Raw genomic sequence first — 15,862 nt, forward strand, 5'->3', positions numbered from 1 at the left:
CGGCCCGGTCCGGCCAGGGGGCGTGCGGGCGCAGGAAGGGGCGGGTCGGGTCGAGCGGCCCGGCGGGCGTGCCGTGCTTGGGCAGCAGCGGGGCAAGCTCCTCGTACACCTCCTGCGCGGTGGCGGGCCGGGCCCCCGGGTCCTTGGCGAGCAGCCGCAGCACGAGGGCCTCCAGCGCGACGGGGACCTCGGGGCGGGTCTGCCGGACCGGGAGCGGGGGCTCGTAGAGGTGGCGGTGCAGGACGCCGAGCGCGGTGGACCCGGTGAACGGCACGTCGCCGCTGAGCAGTTCGTACAGGACGACGCCGAGGGCGTACAGGTCGGTGTACGGGCCGACCGCGCCGCCTATCGCCTGCTCGGGGGCCATGTACGCCGGGGAGCCGATGGGGGAACCGGTGTGCGTGAGGCGGGTGGTGTCCGTGTCGAGGACGGAGGCGACCCCGAGGTCGAGGACGGTGACGGTGCCGTCGGGACGGACCATGACGTTGCGGGGCTTGAGGTCGCGGTGGACGATCGGCACCGCGTGCACCGCGCTGAGGACCGCGCAGAGCTGGGCGGCGACCGCGACGGCCCAGGGCCAGGGGTACGGGTCCTGCTCGGTCAGGTGGTCGGCGAGGTCGGCGCCCTCGACGTACTGCATGACGAGGTAGAGGTCGTCGTCGTCGCTGCCCGCGTCGTGGACGGTGACCAGGCCGGGGTGGTCGACCTGCGCGGTGACCCGGCACTCGCGGACGAACCGGCGGTGCAGTTCGTCGGCCGCGTCGCTGCCGGTGGGCCCGGCGACCCGGTCGGGGTGCAGCAGCTTCACGGCGACGCGGCGGTCCAGGCGCCGGTCGTACGCCGTCCACACCTGGCCCATGCCGCCCTGGCCGAGGATGGTCGCCAGTTCGTACCGGCCGGCGATGATCCGCCCGCTCACCGGCCCTCGCCCTCCTTGCGGAGGTAGTCGCTCAGCTCGTCCAGCTCGGCACGGACCTGGTCGAGGCGCTGGGGCGCGGGTGCGGGAGTGGGCGGCGGGGTCCGCACGGTGTACGGGTTGGGCTGCGGGCGCTGATGCTGGTGCTGGTGCTGCGCGGGGTGCTGCTGGTACGGGAGCGGCGCGGGGGGCACGGTCGTGGGGGCCGCGTACGGGGGCGGGGTGCCGAGGGAGTTGTAGTGGCGGATCTCCGCGTACAGGTAATAGCTGATGACCCCGGCCAGCACGCCGACGAGCCAGAGGAACTGGACCAGCACCGCCGCGTCCGACATGTCGTCGGGGTCGTCCGGTGTGGCCATGATGAAGGCGAACAGCCCGCCGTTGAGGACCATCACGACCACCAGCAGGATCCAGTCGCGCGGCCTGCGGGTGACGATCGCGAGCCGCAGCATCGCCGCCCAGCCCAGCAGTCCGCAGCTCAGCACGGTGACCACCACGAGGATCACGCGCACCGCGGTGAGCGTCGCCGAGGAAGGCCGGGATGTCGCCGGCTGCTGCGGCGACGGGCCGTAGCCGTACATGTGCTGCTCCTGGGACGCGTATGTCGGACGTGTGGGGTGAGCGTATACACCTCCGTCGATCAGCCGTCCCGGGATGGGTCCAGCCGTTGTCGTTCACCTCACCCGGGCGTGACCGTGCCGTCCGTCAGCCCGTCGTACATCCCCTGGACCAGCAGCTCGCCGAGCCGCTCCGCCGCCCGCAGCGCCTCCTCGAACGCGGCCAGTTCGCGGAACCGTTCTCCGTACCTCCGCTGTTCGGCGAGCGGCATCCGGGGCAGCTGAAGGCGTCGGGCGTCCAGCCGGGCCGCGGTGGAGGCGTAGCTGCTGGCCTGCCGGTTGTTGGCGGTACCGCGAAGGAACCCGGCGAGGAACCACGGATCGAGGGCGGCCGGATCGGGCCGCAGCAGCTGGAGGTTGCGGCCGAGCGCGGCGCCCACGTCCCTCTCCCCGGCCACCCGGACGACGGCCCCACCGCCGAGCACGGGCACCACGACGTCGCCGGCTTCGAGCACGACCGGGTCGTCGGGAGCCGCTCCCGGGGCCTTTGGACCCGGGAGCGGCGGTCCGGCCGGGCCCGCTCCGGTGAGGACGTCGTGCTCGGTGAGGACGGGGCCCGGTCCGCCCGGGGCCGCGTTGCCGGTGTGCAGCGAGAGCGCCCCTCCGCGGGCGAGTTCCCCGACGGTGGTCCGGGGGCGGTGCGCGGGGGCGGCGGAGGCGGCGGGGGGCGGGGTGAGGCGGGCGGTCAGCCGGAGGGTCTCGGCAAGCCGCTCCCGCACCTCGCCGAGTCCGGACACGTCTCCCCCGGCCGCGGGGCGGGGCAGATACCGGGCCGGGGCCAGGTCCACGTCGTCGTCGAGGAGTTCGACCACGGGCACGACGCGGCTGACGCCGGGGAGGTCGGCCCGATCACGCCAGGCGTCGAGCACGGCAGCGCGCACGACGGGCCAGTCGAGCCGGTCGCGTCCGCCGCCCGCCGCCTTGCCGCCCGCTTCCCCGGCGAGCGCCGCGAGCCCGGCGGTGTCGGCCAGGAGGAGATCGGGTCCGGGGCGGACTCCGGGCGTCGGCCTGCGCAGGACCCAGAGGTGGAGCGGAATGCCGTACGGGGGTGCGGCGCCGGCCGGGAGGGCGATGACGGCGCGGAGGGCTCCCCTGCGCAGGAGGTCGGCGCGGATACGGCGGCCGGAGCGCCGGGACGCGGCGGCCGGAGGCATCAGCAGGACGGCGGTACCGCCGTCCCGCAGCCGGGCCAGGGCGTGCTGGACCCAGGTCAGTTCGGACTCGACGCGGGCGGGGAAGCCGTACTCCCAGCGCGGGTCGTAAGCCAGCTCGTCGTGACCCCAGTTGCGGTCGTTGAAGGGCGGGTGGCAGAGCACTGTGTCGGTCGTGAGCCGGGCGAAGGCGTCGGCCCGCAGGGTGTCCCCGGTCCGCACGGCCAGGGAGGGAAGGGAGCCGTGCGTTCCGTCGGCGCCCAGGGCGAGGCGCAGTGCGGTGAGGGCTGCGAGCCCGGGGTCGGCCTCCTGGGCGTACAGCGCCGCGGGGCCGGCGACGGCCCGGAGCAGGGCGCCGGTTCCGGCGGCCGGGTCGAGGACGCTGCGGAGCGGCTGGTCGGGGGCCGGGCGCCCCGCGTTCCTCGGGGGTTCGGCGAGGTCCGCCATCAGCTCGGCGAGGTGCGGCGGGGTCAGCGTGTACTGGCGGGGGTTGGCGTCCAGGTACCGGCCGAGCAGGAACTCGAAGGTCTGACCGGCCCCGATCCCGGCGGCGAGTTGCGCGGCGGCGCGCAGGAGCGGCACGGAGGGCAGCAGGGCCTGCGCGGTGGGGGTGTGAACGGCTCGCGCCCTGTGAACTCCCGGAGCCTCGGGCAGGTTCGCCGGATGAACGACCGCGGACCCGGGCGCGGCGGATCCGGGAGCGGTCGAGTCGCGCGCGGTCGCCCCGGGCACGGTCGCGCCGGCGGTTTCCGGCGGGCCGACGGCTCCTGGGAGTGTGGCCCGGCCGTGCCCCGAGACGCCGAAGAGGGCGTCGGGGCCGAGTCGGGCGGTGAGCACGTGGTCCACGGCCGGCGGCAGCGCGTCGGCCATCCGTGCGTCGGACGCGGTGGTCAACTCCAGCCAGGCGGTGGGCCGCTCGCGGACGAGCAGCAGACCGCAGCCCGTGTGGATCAGGGCCTGTACGGCCCCTGCGGGGTGGCCTGCCACTTCCTGCCAGACCCGCTCGCGTAGCGGTACCTCGGCGAGTTTCCCCTGGTCACGCAGCCATTGCTCCACGTCGGACAGCGCGAAGGAGGGGCTGGCCGCGGTGCCGCCGACGGGCTGGGGGAAGTCGGCGTGACGGCGGCGCCAGTTGCTGACGGCGGCACGGCCCACCCCCGCGAGCCGCGCGATCCCGGCCGCGGTGACCTCCGTCGCGTTCTCCGGCACTGGCTCTCCTCTTGGTCCGTCCGCGCTGCTTGCCCGCGAGCATAACGAACCACCCGCACCACACCGGAGAACAGCGTTACCCGATCCGTCACGGATCTCTCGTGTTGACTCGGTTCACAAGCTCTGCTGTTTTGGGTCCGCCCCGCCAGGGCCGCTTCTCCCCCTCTGCTCACCGGCGCCTCGCGCCTCTCCTTCCGGAGCCTGACCCATGCGTCTCATCACCCGTATATCCGTCAACACCGTCTGCGCGATGACCCTGTTCGGCCTCGCCGCCTGCGGTACGGACTCCCCGAAGGAGACCGGGCCGTTCGCCGGAGTCTCCGGACCGGAGGTCGTGAACAAGGCCCTGACGAAGACGACCGGGGTGAAGTCCCTGCGGATCGAGCTCGACATGGCCACCTCCGACGGCCGGATCGAGGCCGACTTCGCCACGAGCCTGGGTGGCGACTGCAACGGAACGATGACCATGGGCGGCGCAGGCACGATGGAGGTCCGCAAGACCGGCGAAACGGTCTACACGAAGCTCGACGAGACCCTGCTGCGCGAGCAGTCGAAGGGCGAGCCGAAGGAGGACGTGGACGCGGCGGTCGAGGTGATCGCGGGCCGCTGGATGGAGTCGAAGGCCTCCGAACCGGACACCAGGGACACCATCGAGTTCTGCGACCTGAAAGGACTGCTGAAGGAGTTCGAGGCGGGCGACAACGCCGCCCGCAAGAAGGGCCCCACGACGGTCGACGGCAAGCCCGCCCTGCGCCTCACGGAGAAGGAGGGCAAGGAGACGTTCACCATCGACGTCTCCGCCGAGGGCGCCCCGTTCATCCTGGGCGTCGCGTCCCGGGGCGGCGAGGAGCCGATGACGATGAACCTGTCCGAGTTCGACGTGCCCGTCGTGGTGGAGAAGCCCGCCGCGAAGGACATCGTCGACCTGGAGCAGTAGGACTCAGTCCGCCGCCCGCTCGGCCCCGCCGCCCCGGTCACCCGGCCGGCGCCGGGACACCTCCGCCGAAGTCCACTTCGGCCGCCGGCAGCACACGCACCCGGCGGCCGGGGTAGCGGAGGTTGCGGTAGATCTCGTTGTGGTGCGCGACGGACGCCTCCGGTGCGGCGTACGGGCCGGGGCCGCCGTCACACCGGGGGCCGCCGTCACAGCCGGTGCCGTACCCAGACGTTGGGCTCGACGTAGACCGCGTAGCCGTGCGCGAGCGCGCAGTGCACCGGGACGAGCGCCCCCGGCACCTCCACCGGACCGTCCGTGTCGAGGGGGACTGCGTGTCGGCGACGGCCAAGGAGATCGCCTGCGCCTCGGCCGGGGCGGCCGACTTCAAGGTCCTCGGGCTCGTCGAGAAGAAGACCGAGTGCCCGGCGGCGACGGAACCGATGCAGCTGATGATGGCGCTCGGCCGCCCGTACAACGTCATCTGCGGCGGCAAGGTCTGAGACCCGCACCCCGGTGCGGCGGCCGCCGCTCAGCCGCCGCACCGGGCGAGCATGGCCCGCTTGTCGGCTGCCGTGACCGGGAGTTCGTACTTCAGCGAGACCTGGGCGAACCGCACCGCGTAGGAACAGCGGACCGGCTTGTACGGCGGCAGCCAGGAGGCGGGGCCGGAGTCCCGCTTGGCGTTGTTGGCCGGGCCGTCCACCGGGAGGAGGTTGAGCGGGTCGTTGGCGATCCGCTCGCGCTTCGCCTCGTTCCAGTGGGCGGCGCCCATCTGCCAGTCGTAGGACAGCGGCATCACATGGTCGATCTGCACCTTGGTCGCTTGTTGCTTGCGCCAGTCGATGCTCTCGCCGGTGTAGGGGTCCTGGAGCGTCATCGCCATGACGACGCAGTCGGAGCCCGACTTGTGCTCGACGTCCTTGCCGTCCCGGGCGAGCAGATCGTTGCGGGTGTCGCAGCCGTTGCGGGCGAGCGGGATGCCGTCGACGCCGTCCTTCCAGGCGTAGCCGAACTTCTTCCGCTCGTATCCGGTCTTCGGGCCGCGCCCCTTGGTGGCCACCTTCTCGATGATCTTCCGGGCGGCGGCCCGGTCCTCGTCGGTGGTGAGAGGGGCCAGGCCCGGCTTCGTACCGTCCGGGTTGTCCAGCGGGCTCACGCCGAAGCCGTCGGCGGACCGCGCGCCACCGTTGGTCCCGCCGCTCTCGGCCTTGAGGTCGTCGGGGCCGCAGCCGCTCGCCAGAGCGATCGCGACGAGGGCGCCGATGGCGGGCAGGGCCGCGCGGTACGTACGGGGAGCTATCACGTGGGGCCGTCCTGACGGGGAGAAAACCGAACGCCGAGAATCCTATGGGCGTCTTCCCCGCCGGAGCCGCTTCCATGACTGCACCTCAGCGCACCGTGCCCCCCGGCCCGGTCACACCTTCCCGATGCCGAGGGTGTTCTCCGCGGGCAGCAGCCCCGAGCCGATGACCTCCAACCACGGCTCCCCCAGCAGTTCCACCAGCCGCTCGCGCCCCGGCTCCCCCAGCGCCCGCCACGGCGCGGCGGCCTCCTCGTCGGTGCGCAGCTCCACCTTCGCGCGCAGCTCGCGCCCCGCGTCCGTGGCCGTGCCGTCCGCCGCCAGCAGCCCGCGTTCCTGGAGCCGCTGCCGGGCCGCGTCCCACTCCTCCGGACTCCACCTCCGGCTCGCGAACACCTCGGGGGCCGCCGCGCCGACCGCCGCGAAGGAGACCAGCGACTCGACCGGGTCGAGGCCCGCCTCGGCCAGGGCGGCGATGTGCCCGTCACCCCGGTGTTCGCGCAGGACGGTCGCCGCGTGCCAGAGCGCCAGGTGCGGAGAGTCGGGCCAGGGCAGGGCGGAGTTGGCGGGGCCCATGCCGCGAGGCGCCCGACCGCCCGGGGCCGCCTCCGCCGCGCTACGGGCCAGCGCGGCGGCCTCCGCGAACTCCGGACCCTCCACCCGGTCCCCGAACAGCGCCCGGTAGACCCGGTCGACCGCCCGCAGCCGGGCCGCGAGCACGGCGTCCGGGGCGGCGGTCGCCCAGATGTTCGGTACGTATGCGTCCACCATCGCCGGAGCGAAGCTGTGGAACGTCCGCACCGCCTCCTCCGCTCCCACCGCTCCCAGCGGAGCCGCGCGCCAGGCGAAATAGCTCGACCAGCGCTCCTTGACGTCGTAGCCGAGCGCGGCTGCCTCGTCGAAGGCCGCGGGGGCGTAGTACAGAACGGCGTGCAGGGGCTCCAGGAGGTGCCACATCTGCCGCACACGGGCCGGTTCTCCGGTCATGATCTCCGCCTTTCCTGGACTTCCCGGACGGGAATCGCACATCTAGTCAGTGACTAGATTGGATTCCCAGCATGCGCGCCCCACCCAAACTTGTCAATGACTAGATGCCGGGTAGGGTGCCGCCCATGAACAGCGAGCGCGAGCGCACCTACCACCACGGCGATCTGCGGCGGGCCATCCTGGACGCCGCCCTCGACGTCATCGCCGCCGAAGGCCCCGCCGCCCTGAGTCTGCGCGACCTGGCCCGGCGGGCCGGCGTCTCGCACGCCGCGCCGGCGCACCACTTCAAGGACCGCACGGGCCTGCTGACCGCCGTGGCCGCCGAGGGGTACGCCCTGTTCGCCGACGCGCTGACCGGGGCGCCGGACCTCCGGGAGCGGGGCGTGGCGTACGTACGGTTCGCGGCGACGCACCCCGCGCACTTCCAGGTGATGTTCCAGCCGGACCTGCACCGCGCCGACGACCCGGACCTGCTGGCCGCCCGCGCCCGGGCGACCGAGGCGCTGCGGGCGGGGGTGGCGGACCTTCCGCCGGGCGGCCGGGGCGGGGACGACCGGCTCGCCGGGGTGGCCGCGTGGTCGCTGGCGCACGGCTTCGCGACGCTGCTGCTCAGCGGCAACCTGGCGGACGCGGTGGAGGGCCGGAACCCGGAGGAGGCGTTCCGGTCTCTCACCGCGTTGATCTTCGCGCCGGAAAGCGGCCACGACGGCTGACGGGGCGTCCCCCCAGGCTGCCCTCATGGGCGTTTCCTGAGCGACGAACGAGGTCCCGCAGCGGGACCGGAAGAGCTGCCCGGGCGCAGGCCGCCGGGCACCGTTCGTATGCCCGCGCCCCCTCTGCTGCACACCGTGCTCGCCCCACTCCAGCTCAAGCTGTGCCGCCTGCTGCGCGGCTCGACCGCCCACTGGCTCACCCCGAGCCGCGCCCTGGAGGCGGACCTGCCGGCCGCGGACGTCGAGCGGTACGCCACGACGACCGCGCCCCTGACCCCGGAGGCGGTCCGCACGGCGTCGGCGAACAGCTGGCGGCCGAGGCGGCGGACCGCTGGGGCACCCGGCTGCCGCCGGGGCTGCACGAGGAGATCGCGGGGGCACTGCCGCCGGCCGAGTGACCTCAGCCGTTATCGGGCCTGAACTCGTACTGAACCTCGTACAGATGCCCCGCCTTGACCATCACCGTGGCCTCGATGGGCCGGCCCCCATCGCTGAACACCACCCGCAGGGTCCGCAGGACCGGCAGGTCCCCGGGGAGTCGGAGCAACCGGTACTGCTCCTGCGTCGCCACGCGGGCCGAGACCCGGTCCACGCTGATTCGGGGCGGGTGGCCGAGCGAGGCCAGGAGGGTGGGCGTACCTCCAGGGATGCGGCGGCGTCCGGTGATGGCGGTGCCTTCGGCGATGTCCAGCGGGTAGTAGGAGGACACGAGTTCTGCGGGCTCGTCATCGATAGACAGCAGTTGGTGACGGAGGATCGCCGTGCCGCCCGGTGGGAGCGCCAGCGCGTCCACGACATCTGCCGGAGGTTCGGCCTCCATGACCTCCAGCAACGTGCTGCGGGCGCGCGTGCCGGAGTTCGCCGCCTCGGTCAGCCAGCGGTAGGGCTCCCCTGTTGGGGACGGCGCCATGTGCGCGGCAGGTCGTATCGTGCGCTGCCGGTGTTCGCGTACGGTCACCGACGCGCCCACGCGGCCGACCACGAGATGCTCGCCCTTGAGGAGTTGCAGGGCCTTCTGAACGGTGGCGTTCGCCGCGCCGAACCGCTCCTTCAGCTGCGCGGTGGAGGGCAGGCTGTCGCCCGGCGCGAGGTCCCCGGACATGATGGCGTCCCGCAGATCAGCCGCGATCCGCTCGTGCAGGGGGCGGCCGTCCGCCTCTTCCGTCTCCGGTCCGTGCACCGTCATCCGATCCTGATCTCGTACCGCAGCTTCTGACCCCGGGGGGCCATGACCATCACATCGACCTGGATAGGCCGGTCATCCGCGTCCAGGGTGAGCCGGGCCAGTTCGAGGACCGGCTCGTCGGCCTTCAGGTCCAGGTCCGCCCGCTCACTCTCGGACGGCATGCGGGCGGCCACGTCCTCCTGCGCCCGAACGCCGACACAACCGAGTTCGGCAAGCAGTCGGACGGCTCCTCCCGGGATCTTCGCCGTGGCCGCCAGCCCTGTGCCCCACGCGATCTCCACGGGGTAGTAGGTGTCGATCAACTCGCACGGCTCGCCGTCGAGGTACATGATCCGCCGCCGCGCGACGACCGGTCCGCCCCGCTCCACCGCGAGCAGGCCCGCCACGCGCTCCGGGGCGGCGGCTTCACCGGCACTCACGATCTTCTGCGTGCCCCGTCGCCCCGCCGCCGCTGCCTCGGCGCTCCAAACGTCGCCTCCGCCCTCCGCCGGCGTCAGGTAATGAGTGGACGCGCTGATCACTTCACCCTCGCCCATGGCCTCCTCCTTCGCCGACGACGGACCCTGCCGCTGCACACGGTAAGCGACTGCGTCGAACACCCCAAGGAGTACCTTGCCAGCTTTCGCGAATAGCAGTACGGTCGGCTCAATACGACCCACGGGCAAGGCGGTGAACCACCGTGTCTCAGTCGCAGTTACGGCGCTTCCCCCCGACAGCGCACATCCGTCGGTGCCTCACGCGATTTCGTCGTCCATGTCCTCAGGGAGTGGCAGCTCACGGACCTGATCGACGACATAGAGCTCTGCACCTCGGAGCTGGCGACCAACGCCCTCTGCTCCACGGCGTCCCGCCGGGACGGGAATTCGCCGTCCGGCTCGATCTGACGGATCACGTCGTACGGCTGGAGGTCCGGGACAGCGGCGACGGGCGGCCGGAGATTCAGCACCCGGACGAGAGCAGTTGCTCAGGTCGCGGGCTGTTCCTCGTCGGTGAACTCGCCGCGGACTTCGGCGTCGACCACCACGTCGTGGGCAAGACGGTGTGGGTCGCGTTCAAGCGGCCCGCGACGCCGTAGCGGCCCCGGGCCGGACGCGTCGGGCCCCGCCGGGCAGGCAAACCCGGCGGGGCCCGATCGTTCACGCAGCACCCGGCGCTACGACCCCAGAATCGTCGTCAGGAACTCCCCCGTCCACGCCAGCAGTTCGCGCCCGATGACCGGCTTGCCGCCGATCTTTCCGGCCGTCGGGCGCGGGACCAGGATCTGGTGGGCGGCCGGCTTGATGACCGCCTTGGGGTGCAGGCGCTTCAGGCGCAGCTCCTGGGACTCGCGGAGCTCCACCGGGGCGAAGCGGATGTTGGAGCCCTGGAGGACGATCTCGCCGACGCCGCAGGCGCGGGCCAGCATCCGCAGGCCGGCGACCAGGAGGAGGTTCTCGACCGGCTCGGGCAGCGGGCCGTAGCGGTCGGTCAACTCCTCGCGGACCGCGCGGATGTCGTCCTCCGAGGAGGCCGAGGCGATCGCGCGGTACGCCTGGAGCCGCAGCCGCTCGCCGGGGGCGTAGTCGTGCGGGACGTGCGCGTCGACCGGGAGCTCGATCTTGACCTCCAGCGGCGGCTCCTCCTGCACGCCGCCCTCCATCTGGGCCCGGTAGTCGGCGACGGCCTCGCCGACCATACGGACGTACAGGTCGAAGCCGACGCCCGCGATATGACCGGACTGCTCGCCGCCCAGCAGGTTGCCCGCGCCACGGATCTCCAGGTCCTTCATCGCCACGTACATGCCCGCACCCATCTCCGTGTGCTGGGCGATGGTCGCCAGGCGCTCGTGGGCGGTCTCGGTGAGCGGCTTCTCGGGGGGATACAGGAAGTAGGCGTAGCCCCGGTCGCGGCCCCGGCCCACCCGGCCGCGCAGCTGGTGCAGTTGGGAGAGGCCGAAGTTGTCGCCGCGCTCCACGATCAGCGTGTTGGCGTTGGAGATGTCGATGCCGGACTCGACGATCGTCGTGGAGACCAGGACGTCGAACTTCTTCTCCCAGAAGTCCACCACCACCTGTTCCAGGGCCTGTTCGGACATCTGCCCGTGGGCCGTGGCGATCCTGGCCTCCGGGACGATCTCGCGGAGGCGGGCGGCGGCCCGGTCGATGGACTCGACCCGGTTGTGGATGTAGAAAACCTGGCCCTCGCGCAGCAGTTCACGCCGTACGGCCGCGCCGATCTGCTTCTCCTCGTACGGGCCGACGAAGGTGAGGACCGGGTGGCGTTCCTCCGGCGGGGTGGTGATCGTGGACATCTCACGGATGCCGGTGACCGCCATTTCGAGCGTACGGGGGATGGGGGTCGCGGACATCGTCAGCACGTCGACGTTGGCGCGGAGCTTCTTCAGCTGCTCCTTGTGCTCGACGCCGAACCGCTGCTCCTCGTCCACGACGACCAGGCCGAGGTCCTTGAACTTCGTCTCGGAGGAGAAGAGGCGGTGGGTGCCGATGACCAGGTCGACGGACCCGTCCTTCAGGCCTTCGAGGGTGGCCTTGGACTCCGTGTCCGACTGGAAGCGGCTCAGCGCCCGTACGTTGACCGGGAACTGGGAGTAGCGCTCGGTGAAGGTGCCGTAGTGCTGCTGGACGAGGAGAGTGGTGGGGACGAGGACCGCCACCTGCTTGCCGTCCTGGACCGCCTTGAACGCCGCCCGTACCGCGATCTCCGTCTTGCCGTAGCCGACGTCGCCGCAGACCAGCCGGTCCATCGGGACCGTCTTCTCCATGTCCTCCTTGACCTCGGCGATCGTGGACAGCTGGTCGGGCGTCTCCGCGTACGGGAACGCGTCCTCCAGCTCGCGCTGCCAGGGGGTGTCCGCGCCGAAGGCGTGGCCGGGGGCCGCCATCCGGGCGGAGTAGAGCTTGATCAGGTCGGCGGCGATCTCCTTGACCGCCTTCTTGGCCCGCTGCTTCGTCTTCGTCCAGTCCGCGCCGCCGAGCCGGTGCAGCGTCGGGGCCTCGCCGCCGACGTACTTGGTGACCTGCTCCAGCTGGTCGGTCGGGATGTAGAGGCGGTCGCCCGGCTGACCGCGCTTGGCCGGCGCGTACTCGACGAGCAGATACTCGCGGGTCGCGCCCTGGACCGTGCGCTGCACCATCTCCACGTACCGGCCGACACCGTGCTGCTCGTGGACGATGTAGTCGCCGACCTCCAGCGTCAGCGGGTCGATCGTCTTCCTGCGGCGGGCCGGCATCCGGCCCAGGTCCTTCGTGGCGGTGCGCTGGCCGGTCAGGTCCGTCTCGGTGAGCACGGCGAGCTTCAGGGCCGGGTCGACGAAGCCCTGGTCGATGGCTCCGCAGGAGACATGGACCAGGGACGGGGTGATCCCGGTCAGGTCCGCGTCGAGGCGGGCCGCGATGCCCTCGCCGCTCAACACCTCGACCGTACGGGCGGCGAGCCCCTGGCCCTCCGTCACGTACACCGTGCGCCAGCCGTCGGCCAGCCAGCCCTTGGTGTCGGCGAGCGCGCGGGCGGTGTCGCCCCGGTACGCCTCGGGGGCGTGCATGGAGAGCTGGAGGGAGTCGTCGTCGTGGTCGGCGGCGTCGGCCGCGAACGGGGAGATCGACCACCACATCATGTTCAGCTCACGAGCCCGGTCCCGGACGTCCGCGATGCCCCACAACGAGGCCGCGCCCACGTCGATCGGGGCCTCGCCGCCGCCCGCGCTCGCCGCCCACGACGCCTGGAGGAACTCCTGGCTCGTGGCGACCAGGTCGGCCGCCCGGGTGCGGACCCGCTCCGGGTCGCAGACCAGCGCCATCGCGTCCTTCGGCAGCACGTCGAGCAGCAGCTCCATGTCGTCGACCAGGACCGGGGCCAGGGACTCCATGCCCTCTACCGCGATGCCCTCGGCGATCCTGCCGAGCAGCTCGCCCAGCTCCGGGTGGGCCTCGGCCAGGGCCGCGGCCCGCTCGCGGACCTGGTCGGTCAGCAGCAGCTCGCGGCAGGGCGGGGCCCACAGCCCGTGCGCCGCGACCTCCAGGGACCGCTGGTCGGCGATCTTGAAGTAGCGGATCTCCTCGACGTCGTCGCCCCAGAACTCCACCCGGAGGGGGTGTTCCTCGGTCGGCGGGAAGACATCCAGGATCCCGCCGCGTACGGCGAACTCGCCGCGCTTCTCGACCAGTTCGACCCGGGAGTACGCGGCGGCCGCCAGCGCGTCCACCACCTCGCCCAGATCCGCGCTCTGCCCGCTGCTCAGCGCCACCGGCTCCAGCTCGCCGAGCCCCTTGACCTGCGGCTGAAGCACGGAACGGACCGGCGCCACGACCACCGAGACCCGGCCGGTCTCCGGGTCGTCCTCGCGCGGGTGGGCGAGGCGCCGCAGCACGGCGAGCCGACGGCCCACGGTGTCCGAGCGGGGCGAGAGCCGCTCGTGCGGCAAGGTCTCCCAGGACGGGTACTCCGCCACGGTGTCCGGCGGCAGCAGGGTGCGCAGGGCCGCGGCCAGATCCTCGGCCTCCCGGCCCGTCGCGGTGACTGCCAGCACGGTCCGGCCGGTCTGCCGGGCCAGCGCGGCCACGGCGAACGGCCGCGCACCGGGCGGGCCCACCAGGTCGACGTGCGCCCGGTGCCCGTCTCCGGCGGCCTTCACCGCCTCGGCGAGCGCCGGGTCCGTAACGACGACATCCAGCAGACCGTGCAGACTCATGAAGTTTCCGTCCGGGATCAGATCAGGGGTGGCTCGGGGTTCGCTGACAGCCGGCTGCTGCCAGGGGCAACGCGAAGGGCCCGACACGTCGGGGGTGCCCGGCGGATCAGGGCCGGAAGGGGCCGCGGCGTCCGGTGCGGCGCATCGCAAGGCGCCGCGGCATCCTCATCGCGGAGCGATTCGGACGCTTCGGCAACGCCGCGAGGTGTCGTGCCAGGCGTCGTGGCCCCGGCCGTGATCCGCCGGGCACCCCCGGGGCCGGGGGCTCCCAGCGTACGGCGCCGGGGTGACAGTCGCGCCCGCAACCGGCGAGCCGCCGCCCGTGCCCCCGGCCCGGCCGCCCGGTTCACGCCCGCCCCGCCGCCCGTCGTGCCGCCCCCGCCGCTCGTCGACGGTCGCGCACCGTTCACCTCCGTATCGCACACAGTTGTGCCGGGGATCCTCACAGGAGTGATCCCAGCGTCTAGTCTTTGCCCGACCATTGCGCGGACACGCGAACACACGGAGCACGTGCGTCGAGCAGCGCGTCACGCGGGCAGTACCGGGCACGGTAAACGGCATGGGCGGAGCGAGCGGCGACCAGGGCGGGCGGTGCGGGGCGATCCCCCTCGGCGCACGGCCTCACGGCATCACGCATCGGGGGCGTACGTGGGCGAGAACGAGATGTCTGTCTTCGGGGTCCCGGAGGCCGAGGAAGAGATCTACCGGCACTTCCTGCGCAACCCGGGCACCCGCGCCGACGACCTGCACCTCCTGCTGCACTCGCGGCCCCGGGAGGCCCGCGCCCGGATCGACCGGCTCCGGGAGCTGGGGCTGCTGTACGCCGAGGACGCGGAGCTGCGGATCTTCCCGGCGGATCCCGAGGTGGCGCTCGCCCGGCTGGTCGACGTGCGGCTGGCCGCGCTCCACGAGGAGCTGCAGCGCGTCACCCGGTCGCGGCACGTCATTGATGGTCTACGCGCGGAGCAGGGGGCCCGTACGCCCCCTCCGCAGGGCATCGAGCAGCTGGAGGGGCTCACCCAGATCCGTAACCGGATCGACGACCTCGCGTTCTTCGCCCGGGACGAGATCCTGTCCGTGGAGCCGTACACCCGGCTGTCGGCGGACAACATCGCCCGCTCCCGCCCGCTGGACCTGCGCTGCCTGCGGCGCGGGGTGCGGATCCGCAACGTCGTCTCCAGCGTGGCTCTCCAGGACCCGCCGACCGCCGCCTATCTGCGCGAGCTGGCCGAGCACGGGGCGGCGATCCGGGTGACGGCCGACACCACGGAGCGGCTCCTCGTCTACGACCGCCGGGCGGCACTCGTCCCGCTGGACCCGCGCGACACCTCGCGGGGCGCGCTCCTGGCCCACCGCAGCGGACTGGTCTCCAACATCATCTCCCTGTTCGAACGGATCTGGGACCAGGCCGACGACCTGTCCCGGGCCGACGACGGCACGGGGAGCGGCGAGGACTCCGCCGCTCCCGGGCCCTCCGGCATCGAGCGGCGGGTGCTCGTGTCGATGTGCACGGTGGGCAAGGACGAGGCGGGAGCGCGGGAGCTGGGGGTGTCGGTGCGGACCTACCGGCGGCACGTCGCCGACCTGATGCAGGCGCTCGGCGCGGCCAGCCGGGCGCAGGCCGCGCTGCTCGCCCGCGAACGCGGCTGGATCTGACCGCCGGAGGCCCCCGTACTTCCCGGGCCCGGGCCCGGCCCCGGCCCACGTACGTCCCGGGCCCGGCCCCGGGTGCTCCTCAGGTCCGGTCCTGGAGCTCCTCGGTCCAGCCGCGCAGGGCCGCGTCCGCCAGTACGCAGGACACCGCCCGCCGCACCGCCGACGCGTCCGTCGCCCCGGCCAGCTCGACCCGCAGGACGACCCGGTCCCGGCCCACCTCGGGGTGGCAGTCCCAGTGCGCGGGAAGCAGACCCAGCAGCCGTACGACGGTGGTCCATCCGGTCGGGGCCGCACGGTCGCGGCGCACGACGGCGACATCGGCCGTCCCGGTCCGGCCGGCCGTCACGGCGTCGCCTCCCGGCCCCCGGCGGGCCCCGGGTCCAGCACCTGGCGGGCCGCCGCCGCCAGGGCCGTGATGCCGACGGGCAGTGCTGCCCCGATGTCGGGGGCGAAACCGGGGGCGTGGTTGGGCGGTACGGGTACGCCTCCGGCGCGGGCGGCCC

General features: G+C 73.0%; 13 protein-coding genes and 4 pseudogenes. 6 read left to right on the plus strand and 11 right to left on the minus strand.

The genetic code is table 11. The annotated features are described in order from the left end of the window. The 3 genes from B9S58_RS00205 to B9S58_RS00215 all read right to left on the minus strand — a co-directional run. A partial coding sequence (locus tag B9S58_RS00205; protein WP_258044119.1) for a serine/threonine-protein kinase occupies positions 1 to 859 on the minus strand: 859 nt, incomplete at its 3' end. Between the two features lie 56 nt (positions 860 to 915). Next, a complete protein-coding gene (locus B9S58_RS00210; RefSeq protein ID WP_103530129.1) occupies positions 916 to 1,497 on the minus strand; it encodes a hypothetical protein in 582 nt (193 codons plus the stop codon). A 98-nt stretch (positions 1,498 to 1,595) separates the two neighbouring features. Continuing rightward, positions 1,596 to 3,893, minus strand: a complete 2,298-nt coding sequence (locus B9S58_RS00215; RefSeq protein ID WP_103530130.1) for an N-6 DNA methylase — start codon at positions 3,891 to 3,893, stop codon at positions 1,596 to 1,598. Positions 3,894 to 4,101: 208 nt separating this feature from the next. Between B9S58_RS00215 and B9S58_RS00220 the strand changes: the two genes are divergently transcribed. Continuing rightward, positions 4,102 to 4,830 (plus strand): hypothetical protein, encoded by a 729-nt coding sequence (locus tag B9S58_RS00220; protein WP_103530131.1) that lies wholly within the window; start codon positions 4,102 to 4,104, stop codon positions 4,828 to 4,830. A gap of 37 nt (positions 4,831 to 4,867) precedes the next feature. On the opposite strand, the pseudogene B9S58_RS38585 reads toward B9S58_RS00220, so the two are convergent. Both B9S58_RS38585 and B9S58_RS00230 read right to left on the minus strand, forming a co-directional pair. Then, positions 4,868 to 5,014: pseudogene (locus B9S58_RS38585) on the minus strand (cysteine hydrolase); the annotation flags it as partial. 22 nt (positions 5,015 to 5,036) lie between these two features. Beyond that, a pseudogene (locus B9S58_RS00230) lies at positions 5,037 to 5,159 on the minus strand (N-acetyltransferase); the annotation flags it as partial. Here B9S58_RS00230 and B9S58_RS00235 point away from each other — a divergent pair. Continuing rightward, a pseudogene (locus B9S58_RS00235) lies at positions 5,148 to 5,330 on the plus strand (hypothetical protein); the annotation flags it as partial. The pseudogenes B9S58_RS00230 and B9S58_RS00235 overlap by 12 nt on opposite strands. A gap of 29 nt (positions 5,331 to 5,359) precedes the next feature. Here the strand turns inward: B9S58_RS00235 and B9S58_RS00240 are convergent. Continuing rightward, complete coding sequence (locus B9S58_RS00240) at positions 5,360 to 6,133, minus strand: HNH endonuclease family protein (protein WP_103530132.1); 774 nt, start codon at positions 6,131 to 6,133, stop codon at positions 5,360 to 5,362. Between the two features lie 111 nt (positions 6,134 to 6,244). Then, on the minus strand, positions 6,245 to 7,117 hold the full coding sequence (locus B9S58_RS00245; protein ID WP_103530133.1) for a hypothetical protein: 873 nt from the start codon (positions 7,115 to 7,117) through the stop codon (positions 6,245 to 6,247). A 125-nt stretch (positions 7,118 to 7,242) separates the two neighbouring features. On the opposite strand from B9S58_RS00245, the gene B9S58_RS00250 reads away from it, so the two are divergent. Further along, on the plus strand, positions 7,243 to 7,830 hold the full coding sequence (locus tag B9S58_RS00250) for a TetR/AcrR family transcriptional regulator (protein ID WP_103530134.1): 588 nt from the start codon (positions 7,243 to 7,245) through the stop codon (positions 7,828 to 7,830). 108 nt (positions 7,831 to 7,938) lie between these two features. Continuing rightward, positions 7,939 to 8,250 (plus strand): hypothetical protein, encoded by a 312-nt coding sequence (locus tag B9S58_RS00255; protein ID WP_374935643.1) that lies wholly within the window; start codon positions 7,939 to 7,941, stop codon positions 8,248 to 8,250. Here B9S58_RS00255 and B9S58_RS00260 read toward each other — a convergent pair. Continuing rightward, entirely contained in the window at positions 8,231 to 9,016 is a 786-nt protein-coding gene (locus B9S58_RS00260) for a GntR family transcriptional regulator (RefSeq protein ID WP_103530135.1), read from the minus strand. The two genes, B9S58_RS00255 and B9S58_RS00260, sit on opposite strands and share 20 nt — an antisense overlap. Then, positions 9,013 to 9,552 (minus strand): GntR family transcriptional regulator, encoded by a 540-nt coding sequence (locus B9S58_RS00265; protein ID WP_103530139.1) that lies wholly within the window; start codon positions 9,550 to 9,552, stop codon positions 9,013 to 9,015. Before B9S58_RS00265 ends, B9S58_RS00260 begins: the two co-directional genes overlap by 4 nt. A gap of 143 nt (positions 9,553 to 9,695) precedes the next feature. Between B9S58_RS00265 and B9S58_RS00270 the strand changes: the two are divergent. Next, positions 9,696 to 10,091: pseudogene (locus tag B9S58_RS00270) on the plus strand (ATP-binding protein). A gap of 78 nt (positions 10,092 to 10,169) precedes the next feature. Here the strand turns inward: B9S58_RS00270 and mfd are convergent. Continuing rightward, positions 10,170 to 13,703: a transcription-repair coupling factor gene (gene mfd / locus B9S58_RS00275; RefSeq protein ID WP_103530136.1), complete on the minus strand. Its 3,534-nt coding sequence runs from the start codon at positions 13,701 to 13,703 to the stop codon at positions 10,170 to 10,172. Between the two features lie 648 nt (positions 13,704 to 14,351). Here mfd and B9S58_RS00285 point away from each other — a divergent pair. Further along, complete coding sequence (locus B9S58_RS00285; protein WP_103530137.1) at positions 14,352 to 15,359, plus strand: response regulator transcription factor; 1,008 nt, start codon at positions 14,352 to 14,354, stop codon at positions 15,357 to 15,359. Positions 15,360 to 15,438: 79 nt separating this feature from the next. Here B9S58_RS00285 and B9S58_RS00290 read toward each other — a convergent pair whose 3' ends face one another. Next, entirely contained in the window at positions 15,439 to 15,705 is a 267-nt protein-coding gene (locus tag B9S58_RS00290; RefSeq protein WP_103530138.1) for a hypothetical protein, read from the minus strand. Positions 15,706 to 15,862 lie beyond the last annotated feature (157 nt).

Origin of the sequence: Streptomyces sp. SM11, from assembly GCF_002910905.1 — a bacterium.
Lineage (GTDB): Bacteria > Actinomycetota > Actinomycetes > Streptomycetales > Streptomycetaceae > Streptomyces.

Excerpts from the sequence above, each read along its gene's own strand:
- B9S58_RS00210 (WP_103530129.1), bottom strand. The coding sequence starts at position 1,497 with ATGTACGGCTACGGCCCGTCGCCGCAGCAGCCGGCGACATCCCGGCCT.
- B9S58_RS00220 (WP_103530131.1), top strand. The coding sequence starts at position 4,102 with ATGCGTCTCATCACCCGTATATCCGTCAACACCGTCTGCGCGATGACC.
- B9S58_RS00245 (WP_103530133.1), bottom strand. The coding sequence starts at position 7,117 with ATGACCGGAGAACCGGCCCGTGTGCGGCAGATGTGGCACCTCCTGGAG.
- B9S58_RS00250 (WP_103530134.1), top strand. The coding sequence starts at position 7,243 with ATGAACAGCGAGCGCGAGCGCACCTACCACCACGGCGATCTGCGGCGG.
- B9S58_RS00255 (WP_374935643.1), top strand. The coding sequence starts at position 7,939 with ATGCCCGCGCCCCCTCTGCTGCACACCGTGCTCGCCCCACTCCAGCTC.
- B9S58_RS00260 (WP_103530135.1), bottom strand. The coding sequence starts at position 9,016 with ATGACGGTGCACGGACCGGAGACGGAAGAGGCGGACGGCCGCCCCCTG.
- B9S58_RS00265 (WP_103530139.1), bottom strand. The coding sequence starts at position 9,552 with ATGGGCGAGGGTGAAGTGATCAGCGCGTCCACTCATTACCTGACGCCG.
- mfd (WP_103530136.1), bottom strand. The coding sequence starts at position 13,703 with ATGAGTCTGCACGGTCTGCTGGATGTCGTCGTTACGGACCCGGCGCTC.